We start from the raw sequence: 21,459 nt of genomic DNA, 5'->3' as shown, positions 1-21,459 counted from the left end.
CACAGGTGGTCGAGTTGGCTGACCATGCTGGTGGGACGGGAACGAGGTTCGGGTGCGCCGGATGCAGCTGTGGGGAGGGGCGACGTGAGCCTCTGGAGCGGGCGCCGGGCCCGGCGGGCCGCCACCGGGCCGGTGCCGGACGACCGGGACGGGCGGTCCGGCGGTGCCGGGCCGCGGGTGCTCGTCGAGGACCACGGCGGTCTGCTGCTGCTCCGCCTGCCCACCGACGACACCCTGCTCGCCGCCGACGTCACCGACCTGGCCCGCGCGCTGCGCGCCGCCGACCGGGACACCGTCACGATCGTCGCCGTCGCCGGGGAGGACGCGACGGCGGGGCTCTGGCCCCGGCTGAGCGAGTCGCTCGACTCGCTGCGGGAGGCCGGCACCGAGTCCGTACGGCTGGTGATGTCCGGCGCCGGACTCGACCGGCCGGAGCGGCCCGCCCTGGCCCGGCGGATCGCCGACGCCTGGGAACTGACCGTGCAGGCCCCCGACGGGCCGGTGCTCGTGGTGCCCGGGGGTTCGGTGTTCGTACCGCCCGGGGACGGCGGTTGGTGGCGCTTCGCGCCCGGCGCACGCCCCGAGCCGCTCGGGCCCCGCACCCCCGAACCGCACTGGCAGGCCGCCCTGCGCGAAGCGCCCGAGCGGACGGCGGACGGCTGTGTGGTGCACCAGATACCGGCCGGCCTGCTGATCCGGCCCGCCGAGGCGACCGCGCCCGCTCCCGGTGACCTGTTCCACGCCGTCCCCGTCGACCCCAGGCGTCCCGCCGTGATCGTCGGCGTGCCGTGGGGCGAGGACGTCCTCGCACGCGAGGTGGCCGACGTGCTCGGCGCGCTGCCGGCCGGCGTCCGCTCCGGGGTCCGGCTCTCCCCCGGCGGGCGACGGGACCTGCTGCCGCTGGGCCGCGAGGTCGCCGCGCTGCTGGACACCGAGGTGGAGGTCACCACCGGGCTCCCGCTCTTCGCCGCCGACAGCCCGCTCGGCACGTACGGCGTCCGGTCCGTGCTGGTCGGCCCGGACGGGGTGCCGCGCTGGCTGCCCTTCGTCGACGCCGTGCTGTGCCCGCCCCCGCCGGAGTCCCGGCCCGAACCGGGGCCGGACGGTGCGGCCACCGCCGCGCCCCGGCCCGCCCCGGCACCCCGGCTGCTGCGCTGGGTGTCGCCGCTGCCCGACCCGCGCGGCACCGAGAACGGCGTCCTCCACCTGTCCGACACCTGGCGGGCGACGATCACCCGGGCCGGGCTCTGGGTGGACCGCCGGGAAGGGCCCCCGCCGCCGTGGAGCGCCCGGCCGGTGAGCATCGAGGGCCCGGTCGTCGAGGTCGGCCTCAGCGGCGACCGGCTCGACCCCTCCCTCTGGCCGGTCCTGTCCCGCCTCCTCGGCCGCCTCCCGGCCGACCTGCGCGCCCGCACCACCCTGCACGTCCACGCCACCCCGCCCGACGGCGGCCTCGCCCTGCGCACGCTCGCGGCGGACCACGCCCTGCGCGTCATCCGCTTCTCGCCCCCGCCGGCACCGGCGCCCGCACCGGCCCGGGGTATGCCTTCGGCGCCCGCAGCGCGCCCGGTACCGAAGGCGGAAGCGGTCCCGGCACCGAAGGCGGCGCCGGCGGCGCCGGCGGGAGCGGGGGCCGGTTCCCCGGCCGCCGCCGAGCCCGTACGGCGTTCCCTCCCCGGTACGCCCGTCTCGCCCCGGCATCGTGTGAGCGATCCCGAGCGCGCCGCCTTCCGGGCCCTCGCGGCGCCGGTGTGGGAGCGGCTGGACCGTCCGCCGGCGGGGGCGCGCGGCGCCGAGGGGGAGGCGGAACGGGCCGACCTGGTCGCGCTGCGGCTGTACCTCCAGGGCGGCGACGGGCCGCTGAGCCACCGGGAGTTGACGGCGTCCCTGCGGGCCGGCGAGGAACGACTCCTCCCGTACGCCGCCTGCCTGGCGTCCGGGCTCGCGCGGCTGCCGGCGTACCGCGGTGCCGTCCTGCGCGGCCCCGGCGACGCGGACGGGCTCGACGCGCTGCGGCCGGGGCAGGTGCTGCGCGACCCCGCGCCGGTGAGCGGGCTGCCGCTCGGGCCGGGAACCGGCGGGCGCGCCGGGTCGTCCGGCTTCGCGATCTGGTCCCTCACCGGCCGCCGGGCCGGGCCCCTGCTGGACGACGGGGACGAGGTCGTCTTCGCCCCCGGTACGGCCTTCAAGGTGCTCGGCGTGCGGTCCGGCGCCGCCGGGCCCCTGGTGCTGCTGCGCCAGCTCCCCGACCTTCCCACCGATTCCACCGTGCTGGAGGACGCCGACGAGACCGCGCTGGCCCGGCTGGACCACGCCCTCACGGACCGGGTGCCGCCCGGCGAGGGCGACTGGCCGGACCGCTGCGCCGGGTCCGTCGGCGCCCCCTGACACGCACCGCCCCACCCTCGACAAGGAGCAGTGTTCATGCCAGGTCAGAACGAACCGCCCTCCGGGCCGGCGTCCCCCGTCGCCGTCCGGCGGGCGGTGGCCGTCCCGGCGCCGGCGCAGGACCCCGGCCCCCGCCTCGGCCCGCGCGCCGCCGCCTCCGCTCCGGCCGCCCCGCCCGCTCCCACTCCCGCAGTGCCGGTGCCCGCGCCGGAACCGGCTGCCCCGGAGCCGATACGCGCGGAAGAACCCGCACACACGGAAGAACCCGCACACACGGAGGAACCCGTACACGCGGAGGAACCCGTACGCGCCAAGGAGGTGACGGCACCGGAGGCGGCGAAGCCCGAGAAGGCGTCGCCCCAGGCCGCGGACACCCCCGGCGCCCCCGTGCCCGCGTCCGCGTCCGCGTCCGCCGGGAGGGTCGTGGGGCGCCCCCGTGGCCCGCTGCTCGCCGCGGCCGGTGTCGCGGGGGCGCTGCTGATCGCCGTACCGTTCCTGGTGTCGGCGCTGGGCGGGGACGGCGACGAGGAGCGCACGGTCAGCGCGGCGGCCGTGGACCCGAGGCCGTCCGCTCCCGAGCTGCCCGCCGCCCCGGCCGGGTCCGCCTCTCCCTCGCCGAGCGCGTCGGCGTCCGCGTCGCCCTCGGTGTCCCCCTCGCCCGCCGGGGCGCAGGCCGCCGTGCAGGGAGCGGAGCCGGAGCGGGTCCAGGACGCGCCGGCCGCCGGGAAGACCGCGCGGAGCGGGAAGAAGCAGGAGAAGGAGGAGAGCGGCAGGAACTCGTCGACGGAGGAGAAGCCGGCGGTGAAGGACACCGGGCCCTCCGCCCGGGACCTGGCCAACGCCGCCTCCGGCCAGTCGGCGGTCCTGCTGAAGAACACCGCGACCGGCAAGTGCGCCGACGTCCCCGCCTACGGGAAGGGCACGGTCGACGGTCCCGTACGGCAGTACATCTGCCGGGACGGCGGCTCCGACAACCAGCAGTGGAACCTGAACGTGGTGGACGCCGGGGGCGGCCCCGGCGGGGCGAGCCTGTTCGTCATCAAGAACGTCAAGGACGGGCTCTGCTTCGACCTGCCGAACTACGGCAGTGTCGGCAAGGGCACCAAGGTCACCGAGTACCCCTGCAACACCACCCGCTCCGACAACCACCTCTGGTACCTGGAACCGCGCGCGGGCGGCACGTACGCGCTGCGCAATCTCGTCAGCAACCTGTGCCTGGGGGTGAACGGCGGCGCGTCCGCCGGCGACGACGCCGATCTTCAGGTGATGACCTGTGGGGAGAACGAGTACACCGCGCAGCGCTGGGTCTTCGCCTGACCGTGCCGCGCGCGTCCTCCTGGACCCGGCGGGCCGTGGCGCGCCGGGGTCAGGACGACTTGCGTTCCACCAACTGGGTGGCGAGCACCGCCTGGTGCCGCTGGAGGCCCCGGGCGGCGGCCGTGCGCCGGTCGGCGATCTCGGTGAACAGCAGGTCGATCATGGCCCGGCCCATCTCCACGATGGGCTGGCGGACGCTGGTCAGCGGCGGGTCCATGTGGCGGGCGATGGCCGAGTCGTCGTAACCGACCAGCGCCACGTCGCCGGGGATGGTGCGGCCCGCCTCGCGCAGGACCTGGCGGGCGCCGGCCGCGGTCACGTCGGAGCCGCAGAAGACGGCGTCCAGGTCGGGGCGGCGGCGCAGCAGCTCGGTCATGGCGCGGCGCCCGCCCTCCTCGGTGAAGTCGCCCGGTTCGATGAGGCGTTCGTCCACTTCCAGGGCCGCGCCGCGCAGGGCGTCGCGGTAGCCGTCGACGCGCCGCTGGGCACCGTAGACGTCCAGGCGGCCGGTGATGTGGGCGACGCGGCTGCGGCCCCGGGAGAGCAGGTGCTCGACGGCGGAGCGGGCACCGCCGTAGTTGTCGGAGTCGACGGAGGCGAGCGACTCGGCGGCCGAGCGCGGGCCGCTGATCACCGCGGGGATCTCCAGCTGGGTGAGCAGGTCGGGCAGCGGGTCGTCGGCGTGCACGGAGACCAGCAGGACGCCGTCCACCCGGTGCGCGGCGAGGTACTGGGCGAGCCGCTGCCGCTCCCGGTCGCTGCCCGCGAAGATCAGCAGGAGCTGCATCTCGGTGTCGGCCAGTTCGGCGCCGACGCCGCGCAGGATGCTGGAGAAGTACGGTTCGGAGAAGAAACGGGTCTCCGGTTCGGGCACGACCAGGGCGATGGCGTCGGTGCGGTTGGCGGCCAGGGCGCGGGCGGCGGTGTTCGGGACGTAGCCGAGTTCGGCGACCGCCGCCTCGACGGCCGCGCGGGTGGCGTCGCTGACCCGGGGCGAGCCGTTGATCACCCGCGAGACGGTGCCGCGGCCCACCCCGGCGCGGGCCGCCACCTCTTCGAGGGTGGGCCGGCCACCGCTTCGCCCACGCGTTCCGTGGCTTGCCATCGGCACTGCCTCCCGTCGACACCCCGCATTTCGCGGCTGGCCTGGAATTTAACAGGCTCGTCCGGTTTGATGACCGGCCCGGGGACCGACACGGCTCCCGTCCGGGGGCACACCGGTCCCCGGACGGGCACACGCCGGTACCCGGCCAGGGGGCCGCATCGGTCTGCGGCCGGGGCACGCCGGTCCCCGGTCGGGGCCGCGTCGGCCCCCGTCCTGGGTCGCGTCGGTCCCGGGCCGGGCGCCGGGCGGTCACCGGGCCGGGGACCGGACTGGCACCGACCGGTGCCACTCCGGCCACCCGCCCGTCCTCGATCGCGCACCGCCCCGTCCACGACCGCCCCGCACCCCCGCCCCCGCCCCCGCTTCCGGACCCCCCGCAACCGACCCGGCACAGTCCGTCTCCGTCCGCGTCACCGTCCAGTTAACAGGCCGATAACTGAACGCACTTCTCGGTGTCCGCTCCCTTGACACCCTTGCGCGAACCGACGACTCTTCAACTCATCACATGTGGGAGCGCTCCCACAGTACCTGGCACTTACATATCCCGCACGTTCCCCGCCCGAGCCGCAGCGTAGATCGACGAGTAACACACGGGCCCAACAGAGCAGTTGGCCGGGGGGTCGGCACGTCAGGGCAACAGGAGGAGCAATGCGAGCAGCACGCACGACAACCGCCCGCCGGGCGCTGGCCATCGCGGCCGTGACCGCGCTGGGCGCCGGGCTGCTGGCCGGCTGTGCCGACGACGGCGGCGACGAGGACAGCACGTCGTCCGGCGGTGGCAACGGCAAGACCACGATCTCCCTCGGCCTCTTCGGAACCCAGGGCTTCAAGGAAGCCGGGCTCTACAAGGAGTACGAGAAGCTCAACCCCGATGTCCACATCGAAGAGACCGTCATCGAGCGGAACGAGAACTACTACCCCCCGCTGCTGAACCACCTGACCACCAACAGCGGCCTCCAGGACATCCAGGCCGTCGAGGTCGGCAACATCGCCGAGATCGTCAACACCCAGGCCGACAAGCTGGTCGACCTGTCCAAGGCCGAGGGCGTCAAGAGCAGCAACTGGCTGGACTGGAAGTGGAAGCAGGCCACCACCAAGAGCGGCCAGACGGTCGGCCTGGGCACCGACATCGGCCCGATGGCCATCTGCTACCGCAAGGACCTCTTCGAGAAGGCGGGCCTGCCGAGCGACCGCGAGGCGGTCGGCAAGCTGTGGGCGGGTGACTGGAGCAAGCTCGTCGCCGTCGGCGAGGACTACAAGGAGAAGGCCCCCAGCGGCACGACCTTCATGGACTCCCCCGGTGGCCTGATCAACGCCATCCTCAGCAGTGAGTCCGGGAAGTTCTACAACGCCGAGGGCAAGGTCGTCTACAAGGAGAACCCGGCGGTCAAGAACGCCTTCGACCTGACCGCGAAGGCCGCCGCGGAGGGCCTGGTCCAGCCGCAGACCCAGTTCCAGCCGGCCTGGGAACAGAACATCGCCAACAGCAAGTTCGCCGCCGTGGTCTGCCCGCCGTGGATGCTCGGCACCATCAAGGCCAAGTCCAGCGACGACTCGGCCGGCAAGTGGGACGTGGCCGCGGCGCCGAAGGCCGGCAACTGGGGCGGCACCTTCCTGACCGTGCCCAAGAGCGGCAAGAACGTCGAGGAGGCGCAGAAGCTGGTCACCTGGCTGACCGCGCCGGAACAGCAGGCCAAGCTGTTCTCCGTGATGGGCAGCTTCCCCAGCGCCCCCGCCGCGTACGAGCTGCCGCAGGTGACCGGCGCGAAGAACACCATGACCGGCGACTCGCCGATCGGTGAGATCTTCGCCAAGGCCGCCGCGGACATCCCGGCGCAGATCATCGGCCCGAAGGACCAGATCATCCAGCAGGGTCTGACGGACAACGGCGTCATCCTCGTCACGCAGGGCAAGTCGCCCAAGGAGGCCTGGGAGACGGCCACCAAGACCATCGACAACAACCTGGACCAGTGACCGGAATGGCAACCGAGCACGACACCGCCGCGTCCCCCGTGAAGGGGGGCGCGGCCCCGGGCCGTCCCCCGGCCGGGGCCCCCGCCGAGGCGGCGAAGAAGCGGGCCCGGCTCTCCCGGCGCTGGCAACGGGACATGCGCTGGAGCCCGTACGCCTTCGTCTCGCCGTTCTTCCTGCTGTTCATCGCGTTCGGCCTGTTCCCGCTGATCTACACGGGCTGGGCCTCGCTGCACCAGGTGGAACTGACCGCGCCGACCGACATGAGCTGGGTCGGCCTGAAGAACTACACCCGGATCTTCGACGACGACTTCTTCTGGAACGCGGCGAAGAACACGCTGACCATCGGCATCATCTCGACGGTGCCGCAGCTGCTGATGGCGATGGGCCTGGCCCACATCCTCAACTACAAGCTGCGGGCGTCCACCTTCTGGCGGGTCGTCATGCTCGCCCCGTACGCGACGTCGATCGCCGCCGCGTCGCTGGTCTTCGTCCTGCTGTTCGGCCGTGACTACGGCATGATCAACTGGGTGCTGGGTTTCGTCGGCATCGACAACATCGACTGGCAGAACGACCACTGGGCCTCCCAGCTCGCCGTCTCCTCGATCGTCATCTGGCGCTGGACCGGCTACAACGCGCTGATCTACCTGGCCGCGATGCAGGCGATCCCGCAGGACCTGTACGAGTCGGCGGCGCTGGACGGTGCCAGCCGGTGGCGGCAGTTCGTCCACGTGACGCTGCCCTCGCTGCGCCCGACGATCCTGTTCACGGTGATCGTGTCGACCATCGGCGCCTCGCAGGTGTTCGGCGAGCCGCTGCTGTTCGACGCCACCAAGGGCGCCTCGGGCGGCTCCCAGCACCAGTTCCAGACGCTCGGGCTCTACCTGTACGAGCAGGGCTGGGTCAACCAGCACCTGGGCCGCGCCTCCGCGATCGCCTGGACGATGTTCCTGATCCTCATCGTGATCGGGATCGTCAACTCCGTCATCTCGCGCCGGCTGCGCGCCAGTAGTTAAGGAGAACCGGCCGTGACGACGACCCTGACCAAACCCCCGGCCGAACCGGCACCGCCCCCGCCGCCCCGGCGGACCCCGCGTTCCAAGGCGTCCCGCGCCGGCGGCCACCTGCACGCCGGTCCGATCGCGTACCTCATCCTGGCGCTGTTCACCTTCGGCTCGCTGGCGCCGCTGGTGTGGACGGCGATCGCCGCCTCCCGGGACAACCAGCGGCTGGCGCAGACCCCGCCGCCCCTGTGGTTCGGCGCCAATCTCTTCGACAAGCTGGAGATGGCCTGGACCGACGCCAACCTCGGTGAGGCGTTCCTCAACACCACCATCGTGGCGGGGATCTCGGCGGTCACCATCGTCTTCCTGTCGACGATCGCCGGGTTCGCCTTCGCCAAGCTGCGCTTCAAGGGCCGCAACGCGCTGATGCTGGTCGTGATCGGCACGATGATGGTGCCGCCGCAGCTCAGCATCATCCCGCTGTACATGATGGTCGCCGAGCTGGGCTGGACCGACCAGCTCCAGGCGGTGATCCTGCCGTCGCTGGTGAGCGCCTTCGGTGTGTTCTTCATGCGGCAGTACCTGATCCAGGCGCTGCCCGACGAGATCATCGAGGCGGCGCGGGTGGACGGCGCGAGCAGCTGGCGCGTGGTGTGGCACGTGGTGTTCCCGGCGGCCCGGCCCGCGATGGCGGTGCTGGGCATGCTGATGTTCGTACAGACCTGGAACGACTTCCTCTGGCCGTTCCTGGTGCTCACCCAGAACGGCAGCCCGACCGTGCAGGTCGCGGTGGCGGGCCTGGGCCGCGGCTTCACCCCCGACCAGGCACTGATCATGGCGGGCGCGCTGCTCGGTACGCTGCCTTTGCTGATCGTGTTCGCGATCTTCGGCAAGCAGATCGTGGGCGGCATCATGCAGGGTGCGGTCAAGGGCTGACGCCCGGCTCCCGCACCCCGCCGGCCGTCCGCCGCCCCCGCCGTCGCCTTCGTGTTCGCCTTCGCGTACGCCGTCACCTCCGCGTGCGGGTCCGCGTTCGCAGGAGGGCCGGGTCACCGCCGCCCCGGCCCTCCCCCCGTTTCCTCTGCCATCCGCCGGTCTTCCTACCCCCCATGGGAGCGCTTCCATGCCTGACCACACGACTCCGGAAACCCCGGTGACCTTCCCGCCCGCCTTCCTCTGGGGCGCCGCCACCTCCGCGTACCAGATCGAGGGCGCGGTGCGGGAGGACGGCCGTACCCCCTCGATCTGGGACACCTTCAGCCATACCCCCGGCAAGACGGCCGACGGCGACACCGGTGACATCGCCGTCGACCACTACCACCGCTACCGCGACGACGTGGCGCTCATGGCGGACCTGGGCCTGAACGCCTACCGCTTCTCGGTCTCCTGGTCGCGTGTGCAGCCGACCGGCCGGGGCCCCGCCGTCCAGGTCGGCCTGGACTTCTACCGCCGGCTCGTCGACGAGCTGCTCTCCCACGGGATCAAGCCGGCGATCACCCTGTACCACTGGGACCTGCCGCAGGAGCTGGAGGACGCGGGCGGCTGGCCGGCCCGGGACACCGCGGCGCGGTTCGCCGAGTACGCCCGGATCGTGGGCGAGGCGCTCGGCGACCGGGTGGAGCAGTGGATCACCCTCAACGAGCCCTGGTGCAGCGCCTTCCTGGGCTACGGCTCCGGCGTGCACGCCCCCGGCCGCACCGGGACCCTCGCGCCGCTGCGCGCCGCGCACCACCTCAACCTGGCGCACGGCCTGGGCACCCAGGCGCTGCGGTCGGTGCTCCCGGCCCGCGCCTCGGTCGCGGTGAGCCTCAACTCCTCCGTGATCCGCACCCTGTCCCAGGACCCGGCGGACCTCGCGGCGGCCCAGAAGATCGACGACCTGGCCAACGGCGTCTTCCACGGCCCGATGCTGCACGGGGCGTACCCGGCGACGCTGCTGCGGGCGACCTCGTCCATCACCGACTGGTCGTTCGTCCAGGACGGCGACCTCCAGGCCATCCACCAGCCGCTGGACGGGCTCGGCCTCAACTACTACACGCCGACGCTGGTGTCGGCCGGGGACGCCGCGGCGCCGGGCCCGCGCGCCGACGGCCACGGGACGAGCACCCACTCGCCGTGGCCGGGCGCGGACGACGTGGCCTTCCACCAGACGCCGGGCGACCGCACCGAGATGGGCTGGACCATCGACCCGAGCGGCCTGCACGAGCTGATCACGCGTTACTCCCGGGAGGCACCCGGCGTGCCGCTGTACATCACCGAGAACGGCGCGGCCTACGACGACAAGGTCGACTCCGACGGCCAGGTGTACGACCCCGAGCGCATCGCCTACCTGCACGCCCACCTGTCGGCGGTGCACCGGGCCATCGCGGACGGCGTGGACGTCCGCGGCTACTACCTGTGGTCGCTGATGGACAACTTCGAGTGGGCGTACGGCTACGCCAAGCGGTTCGGCGCGGTCTACGTCGACTACGCGTCCCTGGAGCGGACGCCGAAGGCGAGCGGCCACTGGTACGGGCGGGCGGCGCGGTCCGGCACGCTCCCGGACGTCCCGGCGGTCTGACGGACCGCCGTCCGGGCCGCGGCCCGGGGCGCGGCGCTCGCGGTGAGCGCCGCGCCCCGGCGGCCCCGGGTCAGCGCACGCCGGCCGGGTCGCCGGGCCGGCTCCAGGGGCCGCCGTCCCGCCCCGCGTCGATCAGCCGGGCGGCGGCGGCCTTGCGCAGGGCGTCCACCCGCGACACCGCGTCGAGCTTGCCGTAGATGTTGGTGAGGTGCCGCTTCACCGTGGCCTCCGTGATGAACAGCCGCTCCGCCACCTGGGCGTTGCTCAGCGCCTCCGCGACCAGCCGCAGGACCTCCAGCTCGCGGGCGGTGAGCTGGACCGCCCGCTCCCGGGAGCGCTGCCGGTCGAGCTGTTCCACCGTCTGGCGGGAGACGACCAGGACCACGCTGTCCGAGTCCCGGCGCACCGCCGAGCGCACCGCGCCGATCAGTTCCTCGCGCGGGACGGTCTTGAGCAGGTAGCCGGCGGCTCCCGTCTCCAGCAGTTCGCGGACCATGTCGGGGTCGTCGTGCATCGTCAGGACCAGCACCTGGGTCTTCGGCACGGCCCGGGTGATCCGCCGGATGACCTCCGCGGCGCCGGGCCCGGGCATCTCCACGTCCAGCAGGACCACGTCCGGGCGCAGCCCCGTCGCCAGGGCCACCGCCTCGGTGCCGGTCGACGCCTCGCCCACCACGGTGAAACCCGGCGCCGTGTGCAGCATCTCCTTGAGCCCGTCGCGCATCAGCGTGTGGTCGTCGGCGAGGCAGATCCGCACCACGGGCACCGCCGGGGCACTCACAGGTCCCGCTCCCACAGCGGCGCCCGCACCTCGACGACGGTGCCGACCTCGGGCGCGCTGGAGAGCGTCAGCTCCCCGCCCAGGACCTTCGCCCGCTCCCGCATCGACGACAGGCCGTTGCCGCCCGGGGTGGCGCCGACCAGGAAGCCGCAGCCGTCGTCGGTCACCGCCGCGTACAGGGTGCCGTCCGTCACCTCGACGGTCAGGTCGAGCCGGGACGGCGCGGCGTGCCGCAGGGCGTTGCGCGCGGCCTCGCGCAGGATCAGATAGGCCTCCTCGCTGACGTACGGGGGCAGCGCGAGGAGGTCGCCGCTGGTGCGGACCGTGATGTCCACGGCCGGGTCGGCGTGCGTGTCCAGATAGGAGCGCAGGGCGCGTTCCAGGCCGCCCTCGCCGACCGATCTTCGTAACTCGGTGGTGAAGTGCTGGAGCGTGTACACGGCCTGGCGGAGCAGGCCGGCCGCCCGGTTGAGCTTGGCACGCGCCAGCGCGGGGGACGACTCCGCGTGGTACTGGTGCATGTCGATGCCCTGGAGGGCGAGGCCGATCTCGTGCAGGACGCGGTCGTGCAACTCCCGGGCGATGTGCCGCCGTTCGTCCTGCCGCAGGGCCAGGGCCCGGTCCGGCAGGGAGGTCATGCGGGCCAGGGACCCGCGGACCACCCGGGCGAGGACCGCCTGGTGGAGGAGGACGCTGACGCGGGCGGCGGCGGTCTCGTCGGCCGGGGACAGCTCCCGCAGGGCGATGGGCAGCATCACCTCGAACAGGGCGGTCCCGGCCCGCAGCGAGTGCGCCCAGTCCAGGCCGCGCCGGAGCTGGTCCCCGGCGCCCGGCGGTACGGCCGGGTCGCCGACGGCCGCCGCGCCGGGGGACGCGCCGGACGTCGCGTCGCGCGTCACCACGGCGACGACCTCGTCGAAGACGGCGCATGCCTGGGCGGTCAGTTCGTCGATGGCGTCGGGCCGGGCGGCCAGATCGTTGCCGTCCTCGCGCAGGGCGTGGCGGATCGCCCTGCAGATCTCCTCGTGGACGGGGTGGACGGTGGGAAGACCACGGTACGAGTCGGCGTCTGCCGCGCGTATCAACAACGGTAAATCCCCCTAAACTCCGAGACGTTCCTTGCTGGGAGCGCTCCCAGACCACCCCGTGCGAGCGGGCCGGCACGGCTCGCCCCCACAGGCCGTCGGCCGACTCCCGCCCTTGACCGATCTCCGCGGCTCACACCCACCAGCGCGTGATGAGCCAAATTCGGATCGTTACGTTAGGCCCTCTGTTCGACTTCCGCCACACCGTCTCGCGCGCGGCCATGCGAACGTCACACAGCGTTTCGGTGTCGCGGGCGTGACGAACGCGCCACACGCCCCTGCCCCGCCCCCGCGGCCCGCCTGCCACCTTTCGGTCACGCGCCCCCGCCTTCGTGCACCCACCGTACGCCCAAGGTCGTAGGCCCGCCCTGCACTTTCCGCGCCAAGGAGGGGCGTACGTCGGTTGCCACTGTCGCGGGTTCCCCGGCCGTCCCTACCTTTCACCCGAGGCGGCACACGCCCCACCGTCCTCAGCGCCTCACTCGCCGAAACGGACCGCACATGAACCCGGATCGACCGACAGTGTCGGTGATTGTCCCCAACTACAACTACGAGAAGACCCTCCCCGCCTGCCTGGACGGGGTGTTCGCGCAGACCCACCGGCCCCTCGAAGTGATCGTGGTGGACGACGCGTCCACCGACCGCTCCCGTGAGATCGCCGCGTCCTACCCGTGCCGGCTCGTCGAGGGCGGCGGCAACAAGGGCGTCTCCGCGGTACGCAACCGGGGCGCCCGCGAGGCGCGCGGCGACATCCTCTTCTTCGTCGACTCCGACGTGGCCCTGCGCCCCGACGCCATCGAGAACGCCCTGCGGGTGCTGCGCGAGGACCCCGACTGCGGGCTGGTGCACGGCACCTACGACACCCGCCCGCTCTTCGACGACGGCCCCGTCGAGCACTACCGCGTGCTGCACGCGCACTGGTGGCGCAGGCGCAGTGTGGGCCGGGTCGGCACGGCCGTCTTCGCGCTGGCGGCGGTGCGCCGCGAGGTGTTCGCCGCGGCCGGCCCGTTCCACGAGGGCCTGCGCGACGCGGAGGACGTCGAGTACAGCGACCGCCTGGCCCGGGTGGCGGGCATCCGGCTCACCGACACCGTGGTCGGCCGGCACGACGACTGCGCCGGGCTCGCGGACATGCTGCGGGAGCAGTTCCGGCGCTCGCTGCCGCTGGCCGGGTTCGCCGGCGCGCACCGCATGCGCTCCGGCGGGGTGGTGGTCAACCCGCTGCCCGGGGTGGTCGGCGCCACGCTGTTCGCCGCCACGCTGCCCCTGCTGTTCGCGGTGTTCGCGGCGCCGCTGCTGGCCGCCGTGCCGCTGCTGTTCCTCGCCCTCTTCCTGGTCTCCGACCCGGGGCTCGCGGGGTTCGTCCGCCGGGAACGCGGCACCCGGTTCCTGCTGTACTTCCTCGGCGTCCACCTGCTCGCGCAGTGGGCCATCACCGCCGGGCTCGTCGTCGGCGCCGTGCGCCGGCTGGGCGGACGCCGGGCGCTGCCCGCCGCGCCGGGGGCGAGTTCCTGATGAGCGTGGTGTGGCGCCGCGTCCTGGTCGTCCTGTTCGCGGTCGCGGTGCTGGCCGGGGTCGGCCTCGCCCTGCGCGACCAGGACTGGTCGGTGCTCGCGCAGTTGCTGCACCCCGGTTCGGTCCCGGCCCTGCTGGGCGCCGTCGTGGTCACGTCGGCCGGGCTGCTGTGCGGGACCCGGTCCTGGCTGCTGACGCTGTCCGCGATCGCGGGTCCGGTGCCCGCCCGCGCCGGGGTCCGGATGTTCTTCGTCGGCTTCCTCGGCAAGTTCGTACCGGGCCGGGTGTGGGGCCTGATCGCGCAGCTGCGCATGGGCGAGCAGGCCGGTGCCAGCAAGGCGCAGATGGCCGGGACCTACGTGGTCAACCTGGTGGTCGTGCTGCTCACCGGCGGCGCGGTCGGCATGCTGGTCGCGCCGGCCCTCTTCGACGAGGGGGTCTGGTGGATGCTGGTGCCCCTGGTGCCGCTGGCGGCGCTGCTGGTCCGGCCGGACCTGGTCCACCGGTCCGCGGTGCTGGCCGCCCGGGTCGCCCGGCGGAACCCTCCCCCGTCCCCGGGCCGGCCCCGGGACCTGCGCCGCTCCCTCGCCTACCAGACCGGCTCCTGGGTGCTGTCGGGCCTGCACGTGTGGGTGACGGCGCTGCTGCTGGGCGCCGACCCGCTGCCCGCGCTGCCGGCCGCGGTCGGCGGCTTCGCCCTCGCCGCCGTGGGCGGCACCCTCGCGGTGTTCGCGCCGGACGGGGCCGGCGTCCGCGAGCTGATCCTCGTACCCGCCCTGGCCACGGTCCTGCCGCTGTCCGCCGCCGTCGCCACCGCCCTGGTCAGCCGGGTGCTGACCCTGGTGGCCGAACTCGCCACCGCCGGCGCCGCCCTGGGCGTGACCGGCCTGGGCGGCCACTGTTCCCCCGCCCCCTCCCCGTCCCTCCGGAAGGAGACCACCGCATGACCGGCTTGATGAGCATCGAGGACGCCGAAGCGCTGTCCGTCGACAAGGTGCACGACCTCTACCGCCAGTACGTCAGCAAGAGCCAGGTCGCCCTGATGACCTCGTTCGGGTTCGGCCGCGAACTGATCGACCGGGCCGAGGGCGCTTACGTTCACACCCGGGACGGCCGCCGCGTCCTGGACTTCACCGGCGGGGTCGGCGTCCTGAGCCACGGGCACAACCACCCGCGGATCATCGAGGCCCGCCGGAAGTTCGCCGAGCAGCAGCGGATGGAGGTCCACAAGACCTACTTCTCGCCCTACCTGGCGGCGCTCTCGCACAACCTCGCCGCCGTCCTCCCCGGCGACCTCGACATGTCCTTCCTGCCCAACTCGGGCGCGGAGGCGGTCGAGGGCGCGGTGAAGCTGGCGTACAAGTACCACAACGGCCGGCGCAACACCGTGCTGCGCAGCGACATCAGCTTCCACGGCAAGCTGCTCGGCTCCGGCAGCCTCACCGGCAGTTCGCAGAACCACTTCGCCTTCCCCGGCATCCCCGGCGTGTCCACCTTCACCTACGGCGACCTGGACTCGGTGCGGGCGGCCGTCGAGGCGACCCGCGACGGCAAGGGCCGCTCCGACGTGTACGCCCTGCTCATCGAGCCGTTCAGCGCCTCCACCATCCGCTGGTGCTCGGAGGAGTTCCTGCGCGGCCTGCGGGAGCTGTGCACCCAGGAGGACATCGTCCTGATCTTCGACGAGATCTACACCGGCTGGGGCAAGACCGGGACGATGTTCTACTTCATGCGCTACCCGGGCCTGGTGCCCGACGTGGTGACGACGTCGAAGTCCTTCGGCGGCGGCAAGTCCTCCATCTCCGCGTTCGTCGCCCGCCGCCCGGTCTTCCGCAAGGCGTACGACAGCCTGCACGACGCCCTGCTGCAGAGCACCAGCACCACCTACTACGGCTTCGGCGAGGAGTGCGCCACCGCCATCGAGGCCATCAACGTGGCCGTGGAGGAGGACTTCCCCGCCCGCGCCCGCGCGATAGAGAAGGTCCTCGGCCCCGGTCTGGAGCGGATCGCCAAGGAGCACTCCGACATCGTCACCGACGTCCGGGGGGCGGGCGCCCTGTGGGGTGTCTTCCTCGGCAGCCCCGCGCTGTTCGACCTGGTCGGGAAGCTGGCCCCGGGCGGGCTGGCGAAGGACCCGCAGTTCGGCACCAAGGTGGTCACCTGCGCCGTGATCAACGCGCTGTACCAGGACCACGACATCTACGCCTACTACACGCTGAACGGCCAGAACCCCCTGGTCGCCGGCCCGCCGCTGGTGGCCACCCCGGCTGAGGTGGAGCACTTCCTGGAGCGGCTCGACCGCACCCTCGCCTCGGGGATGTCCCGGCTCGTCACCCGTTTCGTCAAGGAGAAGGTGTCGTCGCTGTGGTGAACAAGGTGGTCGTGACCGGCGGCAGCGGCATGCTCGGCGGCAACCTGACCCGGTCGCTCGCCGCGGCCGGCCTCCAGGTGCGCAGCCTCGACCTGCGCCCGCCGGTGGAAGCGGTGCCCGGCGTGGAGTACCTGACCGCGGACATACGGGACGGGGCCCGGGTACGGACCGCGCTCAACGGCGCGGACGCCGTGGTGCACACCGCCGCGGCGCTGCCCAGCTACCCCGAGGACGAGATCCGCTCCATCATCGTCGAGGGCACCCGGACCGTGCTGCGGGCCGCCGAGGCCGCCGGGCTGGAACGCGCGGTCCACGTCTCCTCCACCGCGGTGTACGGCCTGCCCGACACCGTGCCCACCACGGAGGACTACCCGCGCCGCCCGGTGGACGCCTACAGCCGCGCCAAGGCCGGCGCGGAGGTGGTCGCCGAGGAGTTCCGGGCCCGCGGGATGTGCGTACCGATCCTGCGCCCCAAGACGTTCGTGGGGCCGGGCCGGATGGGCCTGTTCGCGATGCTCTTCGAATGGGCGGAGGAGGGCCGCAACTTCCCGGTGCTCGGCCGGGGGGACGTCCGCATCCAGATGTTCGCCATCGAGGACCTGGTCGACGCGGTGGCCACCACGCTGCACGCCCCGGCGGACGTCGCCGGCGACACCTTCAACCTGGCGGCGGCCGAGTTCGGCACCCTGCGCGAGGACTTCCAGGCGGTGCTGGACGCCGCCGGGCACGGCAAGCGGCTGGTCTCCATACCCGCCGGGCCCGCCGTGCTGGCGCTGGACACGCTGAGCCGGCTGCGGCTGTCGCCGGTGTACGGGCGGCTCGTCCACAAGCTGCGGGCCGACTCCTACGTGAGCATCGACAAGGCCCGCGAGGTGCTCGGCTGGAAGCCCCGCCTGTCCAACCAGGACGCCATCCTCGGCACCTACCGCTGGTGGCGTGAGAACCGGGCCGCCGGCGCGGCGCCCCGGTCCGCCGGCCGGACCAGCCGGGAGCCGTGGAAACAGGGCGCCCTCGGCCTGGCCAAAGCGTTCTTCTGAACGGGGAGAGATCGTGACGACGAGTGCCAACCGGCCCCTGGACACCGCCCTGCCGGCACCGCCGCCGGCCCGGACGTCCCGGAGCCTGCCGCGTGATCTGCTGACGCTGGTCCGGCCGGGCCAGTTCCCGAAGAACCTGCTGGTGGTGCCGCTCGCGCTGCTCGACGCGCAGACGGCGCCGCCGGGACTGCTGGGCCGCGTCGCCTGGGCCATCGTGCTGTTCACCCTGGCGTCCAGCCTGGTGTACGTCTGGAACGACCTGTACGACCGTCATCGCGACCGGGCCCACCCGACCAAGCGGGACCGGCCGATCGCCTCGGGCCGGGTGGGGGTGGGCACGGCCACCGCCTTCGGGACCGCACTCGCGCTGCTGCTGGCGGGCGCGGCCCTGCTCGGGCCGGTCGACGCCTGGTGGCCGGTCGCCGTCTACCTCGCCCTCAACCTCGTCTACAGCCGCGGCCTCAAGCACGTACCGCTGCTCGACGTGTTCGTGGTGAGCGCCGGGTTCGGCCTCCGGGTCATCCAGGGGCACCTGGCGGCCGGCACGGAGATCCGCAGCTGGCTGCTGGTCTCGGTGTTCTGCCTCTGCCTGATGCTCGTCCTCGGCAAGCGCCGGCACGAGATGGTGACGGGCGGTGTCGCCCACCGCCCGGCCCTGCGCGGCTACTCGGTGCCCTACCTCGACCATCTGATCGGGCTGTGCGCCTGTGTGACCGTGGTCGCCTTCCTGCTCAACCTCCAGCAGTCGGCCGGCAGCCACTACTCGGACCTGGCCGTGCTCGGCTCGGCGCCGTTCGCGCTCTTCGCCATGGCCCGCTACCTGCAACTGCTGCACGTCCAGGGCAAGGGCGGCGAGCCGACCCGCATCCTCGTGCGCGACCTCGCCATGGTCGTCAACACCCTGCTCTGGGCGGTGCTGCTCGGCGGCACGCTCCTCGCCACCCACTACCGGTAACACCCCCTCAGGAGGAACCCAGTGTCCCGACCCCTCGTGTCGGTCGTCATCCCGAACTACAACTACGAGAACTCGATCGGCCTGTGCATCGACGCGGCGCTCCAGCAGACGTACAGCCCGCTCGAAGTGATCGTGGTGGACGACCACAGCACCGACGACTCCTTGCGGATCGCCCGCCGCCGGGACGTGACCGTCCTCACGACGCCCCGCAACAGCGGCGTCGCCGTGGCCCGCAACACCGGAGCCGCCGCGGCCCGCGGGGAGATTCTCTTCTTCGTCGACTCGGACGTGGCGCTGCGCCCCGACGCGGTCGAGAAGGCCGTGGACGAACTGCTCGCCCACCCCGAGTACGGTGCCGTGTGCGGCATCTACGAGGACGAGCCGCTGATCCGGGACAGCGTCGTCGAGGAGTGCCGCATCCTCCAGGCGTACTGCTGGCGGATGGACTCCCTCGGCACGGTCAGCTTCCTGTTCTCCTCGCTGACCGCGATCCCCCGCAAGGTCTTCCAGGAGGTCGGCCCCTTCAACCCCCGGCTCCGGCAGACCGAGGAGGTCGACTACGGGCAGCGGATGTCCGCGCGGTACCAGATCCGGGTCACCCCGCACGTGCTGGGCCGCCATGACGACGACGACAAGCTGCTGCCCCTGCTGCGCAAGCTGTACCGCCGGGCGCACCTGCGCATCCCGCTGTTCGTCCAGCGGCGGCGCTTCGCCAAGGGGTTCGAGACCGCGTCCCGGTCGATGGCGGCGGTGGCCGCGTTCGGCGCGGTGGCCACCCTGCCGCTGGCCCTGCTCGGCCCGGCGTGGCTGGCGGTGCCGGTGGTGCTGGCCGGCGCCTCGTTCACCGGTGACCTGGCGATGTACCGCTATGTCCTCAAGCGCCGCGGCTGGCGGTTCCTGCCGGTCTTCGCCTCGGTGGCGTTCGCCACCAACGTGGCCATCTCCACCGGCATAGCGGTGGGCACCGTCCACTGGCTGGTGTCCGGCCGCTTCCGCCGGCTGTACGAGCCGCAGTGGGAGGAGACCGGTGAGCAGCGGGTCGTCGGCGCGTCGCGGCACCGGCCGGGGATGACGGCATGAGCACCTCCCTCGACGAGGGCACCCGGGCCACCGGGTCCTCGGGGGAACCGCCCGGTCCGCCGCGTCCCCGGCGGCGGACCGGCCGCCGGGCGGCCCGGCTGCTCACCGGCTGCCTGGTCCTGTGGACGGCGTTCCTCGCCCTGTTCTACGCCCTCACCGGCGAGCACTGGTGGTGGCGGCCGCTGGAGCTGATGCCCCCGCTGACGTTCGTCGCGGTGCCGCTGCTCCTGCTGCTGCTCACCCCGCTGGCCCGCGGCGCCCGCGTGCGGCTGGCCGCGGCGGCCCTGGGCTGCGTCCTGCTGGCGCTGCCCCTGGTCGGGCTGAACCTCTACGCCCTGCCGGGGCTGGGCGGCGGATCGGCCACCCCGCCGGGCGCGGTCCGGGTGTTCTCGTGGAACACCGAGTACTGGAGCGACAGCGACGACCCGGAGACCTTCTACCGCTTCCTGGAGGAGCAGCGCGCCGACGTCTACCTGCTCCAGGAACAGGTCTCCTGGGACGTCCCCGGGCACCGCCCGATCCGCTCGGACCACGTGGCCGAACTCCGGGCCCGCTTCCCGGGGTACCACGTGGTGGCCGTCGGCGAGATCCTCACCATGTCCCGCTACCCCATCGAGGACTGGCACGGCCTGGACAGCTGGCCCTACCTGCCCGAGGACGGCACCGGCATGCCGCCCGACGGGACCTTCCCCGACTACTACCGGTACAAGGTGCTCCGCACCGACCTGCGGATCGACGGCCGCCTGACCACGTTCTACAACGTGCACGTCCCGGTGCAGCTCGACATCTCCATGGACCCCGCCTCGGACGAGTTCACCGCGTTCATGCGGGCGCAGGAGGAACGCCGGCAGGCCGCCTACCGGGTCCTGGAGGCCGACCTGGACCGCAACCGGCTGCCGGTGGTGCTGGCCGGTGACATGAACGCCACCTCGGCCATGGGGGAGCTGCGCGGGCTCGGCGACCGGCTGCGGGACGCGCTGCCGGCCTCCGACCGGCTCTACCCGGTCTCCTGGCCGGCCGGCGGGCCGTCGCTGTGGCGGCTGGACTGGGCGTTCACCAGCGACGCGGTGAAGGTGCACACCTACCGGATGGTGGACAGCGGGGGGATGTCCGACCACCGGGCCCAGACCCTGACCCTGTCCCTGCCCGGCGACTGAGCCCGGCCCGTACGACCTTCGTCGTACGACGCCCTGTCCGAACAGGACAGATCCCGGTGAAGTCCCGTACCGCGCGCCCCCGTTCGCCTAGGGTCACTCTGCGGAGAGCCCACCCGCGGGAGCCGGGGCGCGCGTTCTCTCATGCCCCACGACGCAAGAAGCTCGGAGGAACGATGCAGCAGCGCACTCTCGACGCCGGTACCGGAACCAAGGTGAGCAGGTTCTGCCTGGGTGCCATGCCGTTCGGCACCACGGTGGACGAGAAGACCGCGTTCGCCGTCCTGGACCGGTTCGTGGAGGCCGGCGGCACCACGATCGACACGGCCAACTGCTACTCGTTCTGGGTGCCCGGCGGCACCGGCGGCGAGAGCGAGACCGTGCTGGGCCGCTGGCTGAAGGACCGGGGCAACCGGGACACCCTGACCCTGGCCTCCAAGGTCGGCTCGGGGCCCGGCCCGGACGGGGCGGCGGAGGGGCTCGGGGCGGAGGTGATCCGCACGGAGCTGGAGGGCAGCCTGCGCCGGCTCGGCACCGACCACCTCGACCTGTACTACGCGCACCGCGAGGACCGGAACACCCCCGACGAGGAGACCCTCGCCGCCTTCCACCGCACGGTGACCGACGGCAAGGTCCGGGTGCTCGGCGCCAGCAACCACACCGCCTGGCGGCTGGCGGAGACCCGCTCCCTCGCCGAGGCCCGAGGCTGGACGCCGTACACCGCGGTGCAGCAGCGCTACTCCTACCTGCGGCCCCGGCCGAACACCGTGCTGCCCGAGGGCGGTCACGTCCACGCCAGTGACGAACTGCTGGACTACGTCGGCAGCCGGGGCCTGACCCTGTTCGCCTACACCAGCCTGCTGTTCGGCATCTACGGCCGCTCGGACAAGCCGCTGCCGGAGCACTACGCGCACCCCGGCACCGACCGCCGGCTCCGGGCCCTCGCGAAGGTCTCCGCCGAGCTGGGCGTCACCCCCATCCAGGCCGTCCTGGCCTGGCTGACCGGCGGGGAGCCCGCCGTGGTGCCGATCATCGGCGTCAGCTCGGTGGCCCAGCTCGACGAGTGCCTCGCCGCCGCCGACCTGGAGCTGCCCGAGGAACTCCGCAAGGAGCTGGACGAGGCCGCCTGACCGGCG

Annotated in this window: 17 protein-coding genes; 14 read left to right on the top strand and 3 right to left on the bottom strand. The window is 73.1% G+C overall.

Translation table 11 applies throughout. The features are described 5' to 3' along the window. The first annotated feature begins 84 nt into the window (after positions 1-84). Both Sdagh_RS28745 and Sdagh_RS28740 read left to right on the top strand, forming a co-directional pair. Positions 85-2,388, top strand: a complete 2,304-nt coding sequence (locus Sdagh_RS28745; RefSeq protein ID WP_190077321.1) for a hypothetical protein — start codon at positions 85-87, stop codon at positions 2,386-2,388. A gap of 36 nt (positions 2,389-2,424) precedes the next feature. After that, on the top strand, positions 2,425-3,705 hold the full coding sequence (locus tag Sdagh_RS28740) for an RICIN domain-containing protein (protein ID WP_190077320.1): 1,281 nt from the start codon (positions 2,425-2,427) through the stop codon (positions 3,703-3,705). A 49-nt stretch (positions 3,706-3,754) separates the two neighbouring features. Here Sdagh_RS28740 and Sdagh_RS28735 read toward each other — a convergent pair whose 3' ends face one another. After that, positions 3,755-4,810, bottom strand: a complete 1,056-nt coding sequence (locus tag Sdagh_RS28735; RefSeq protein WP_189420257.1) for a LacI family DNA-binding transcriptional regulator — start codon at positions 4,808-4,810, stop codon at positions 3,755-3,757. A gap of 648 nt (positions 4,811-5,458) precedes the next feature. Here Sdagh_RS28735 and Sdagh_RS28730 point away from each other — a divergent pair. From Sdagh_RS28730 to Sdagh_RS28715, 4 genes are all read left to right on the top strand, one after another. Next, on the top strand, positions 5,459-6,784 hold the full coding sequence (locus Sdagh_RS28730) for an ABC transporter substrate-binding protein (RefSeq protein ID WP_190077319.1): 1,326 nt from the start codon (positions 5,459-5,461) through the stop codon (positions 6,782-6,784). A gap of 5 nt (positions 6,785-6,789) precedes the next feature. After that, complete coding sequence (locus tag Sdagh_RS28725; protein WP_189420413.1) at positions 6,790-7,797, top strand: carbohydrate ABC transporter permease; 1,008 nt, start codon at positions 6,790-6,792, stop codon at positions 7,795-7,797. Positions 7,798-7,809: 12 nt separating this feature from the next. Further along, positions 7,810-8,721, top strand: a complete 912-nt coding sequence (locus Sdagh_RS28720; RefSeq protein WP_189420254.1) for a carbohydrate ABC transporter permease — start codon at positions 7,810-7,812, stop codon at positions 8,719-8,721. A gap of 187 nt (positions 8,722-8,908) precedes the next feature. Then, complete coding sequence (locus Sdagh_RS28715; protein ID WP_190007583.1) at positions 8,909-10,345, top strand: GH1 family beta-glucosidase; 1,437 nt, start codon at positions 8,909-8,911, stop codon at positions 10,343-10,345. Between the two features lie 70 nt (positions 10,346-10,415). Here the strand turns inward: Sdagh_RS28715 and Sdagh_RS28710 are convergent, their stop codons facing one another. Together Sdagh_RS28710 and Sdagh_RS28705 are read right to left on the bottom strand one after the other, a co-directional pair. Next, positions 10,416-11,126, bottom strand: coding sequence for a response regulator (locus Sdagh_RS28710; protein WP_226535928.1), 711 nt, complete (start codon positions 11,124-11,126; stop codon positions 10,416-10,418). Further along, positions 11,123-12,211 (bottom strand): sensor histidine kinase, encoded by a 1,089-nt coding sequence (locus tag Sdagh_RS28705; protein ID WP_189420250.1) that lies wholly within the window; start codon positions 12,209-12,211, stop codon positions 11,123-11,125. The genes Sdagh_RS28710 and Sdagh_RS28705 overlap by 4 nt, the downstream gene beginning before the upstream one ends. A 300-nt stretch (positions 12,212-12,511) precedes the next feature. On the opposite strand from Sdagh_RS28705, the gene Sdagh_RS28700 reads away from it, so the two are divergent. The 8 genes from Sdagh_RS28700 to Sdagh_RS28660 all read left to right on the top strand — a co-directional run bounded on the left by Sdagh_RS28700 (position 12,512) and on the right by Sdagh_RS28660 (position 21,453). After that, a complete protein-coding gene (locus Sdagh_RS28700; protein ID WP_504967640.1) occupies positions 12,512-13,726 on the top strand; it encodes a glycosyltransferase in 1,215 nt (404 codons plus the stop codon). Continuing rightward, entirely contained in the window at positions 13,726-14,673 is a 948-nt protein-coding gene (locus Sdagh_RS28695; RefSeq protein ID WP_190077318.1) for a lysylphosphatidylglycerol synthase domain-containing protein, read from the top strand. The genes Sdagh_RS28700 and Sdagh_RS28695 overlap by 1 nt, the downstream gene beginning before the upstream one ends. Next, positions 14,670-16,097: an aspartate aminotransferase family protein gene (locus Sdagh_RS28690; protein ID WP_189420243.1), complete on the top strand. Its 1,428-nt coding sequence runs from the start codon at positions 14,670-14,672 to the stop codon at positions 16,095-16,097. Before Sdagh_RS28695 ends, Sdagh_RS28690 begins: the two co-directional genes overlap by 4 nt. Then, positions 16,091-17,134 (top strand): NAD-dependent epimerase/dehydratase family protein, encoded by a 1,044-nt coding sequence (locus Sdagh_RS28685; protein ID WP_189420241.1) that lies wholly within the window; start codon positions 16,091-16,093, stop codon positions 17,132-17,134. Before Sdagh_RS28690 ends, Sdagh_RS28685 begins: the two co-directional genes overlap by 7 nt. Positions 17,135-17,147: 13 nt before the next feature. Continuing rightward, positions 17,148-18,089 (top strand): UbiA prenyltransferase family protein, encoded by a 942-nt coding sequence (locus Sdagh_RS28680; RefSeq protein WP_226535926.1) that lies wholly within the window; start codon positions 17,148-17,150, stop codon positions 18,087-18,089. Positions 18,090-18,110: 21 nt separating this feature from the next. Then, on the top strand, positions 18,111-19,169 hold the full coding sequence (locus Sdagh_RS28675) for a glycosyltransferase family 2 protein (RefSeq protein WP_189420239.1): 1,059 nt from the start codon (positions 18,111-18,113) through the stop codon (positions 19,167-19,169). After that, entirely contained in the window at positions 19,166-20,326 is a 1,161-nt protein-coding gene (locus tag Sdagh_RS28665; RefSeq protein WP_189420237.1) for an endonuclease/exonuclease/phosphatase family protein, read from the top strand. The genes Sdagh_RS28675 and Sdagh_RS28665 overlap by 4 nt, the downstream gene beginning before the upstream one ends. Before the next feature lie 173 nt (positions 20,327-20,499). Then, entirely contained in the window at positions 20,500-21,453 is a 954-nt protein-coding gene (locus Sdagh_RS28660) for an aldo/keto reductase (RefSeq protein WP_189420235.1), read from the top strand. Positions 21,454-21,459: the final 6 nt, after the last annotated feature.

The organism is Streptomyces daghestanicus, from assembly GCF_020521275.1.
GTDB lineage: Bacteria > Actinomycetota > Actinomycetes > Streptomycetales > Streptomycetaceae > Streptomyces > Streptomyces griseoviridis.
The sequence above is the reverse complement of the archived record's forward strand: the minus strand, read 5'-3'. Positions and strand labels throughout refer to the sequence as shown.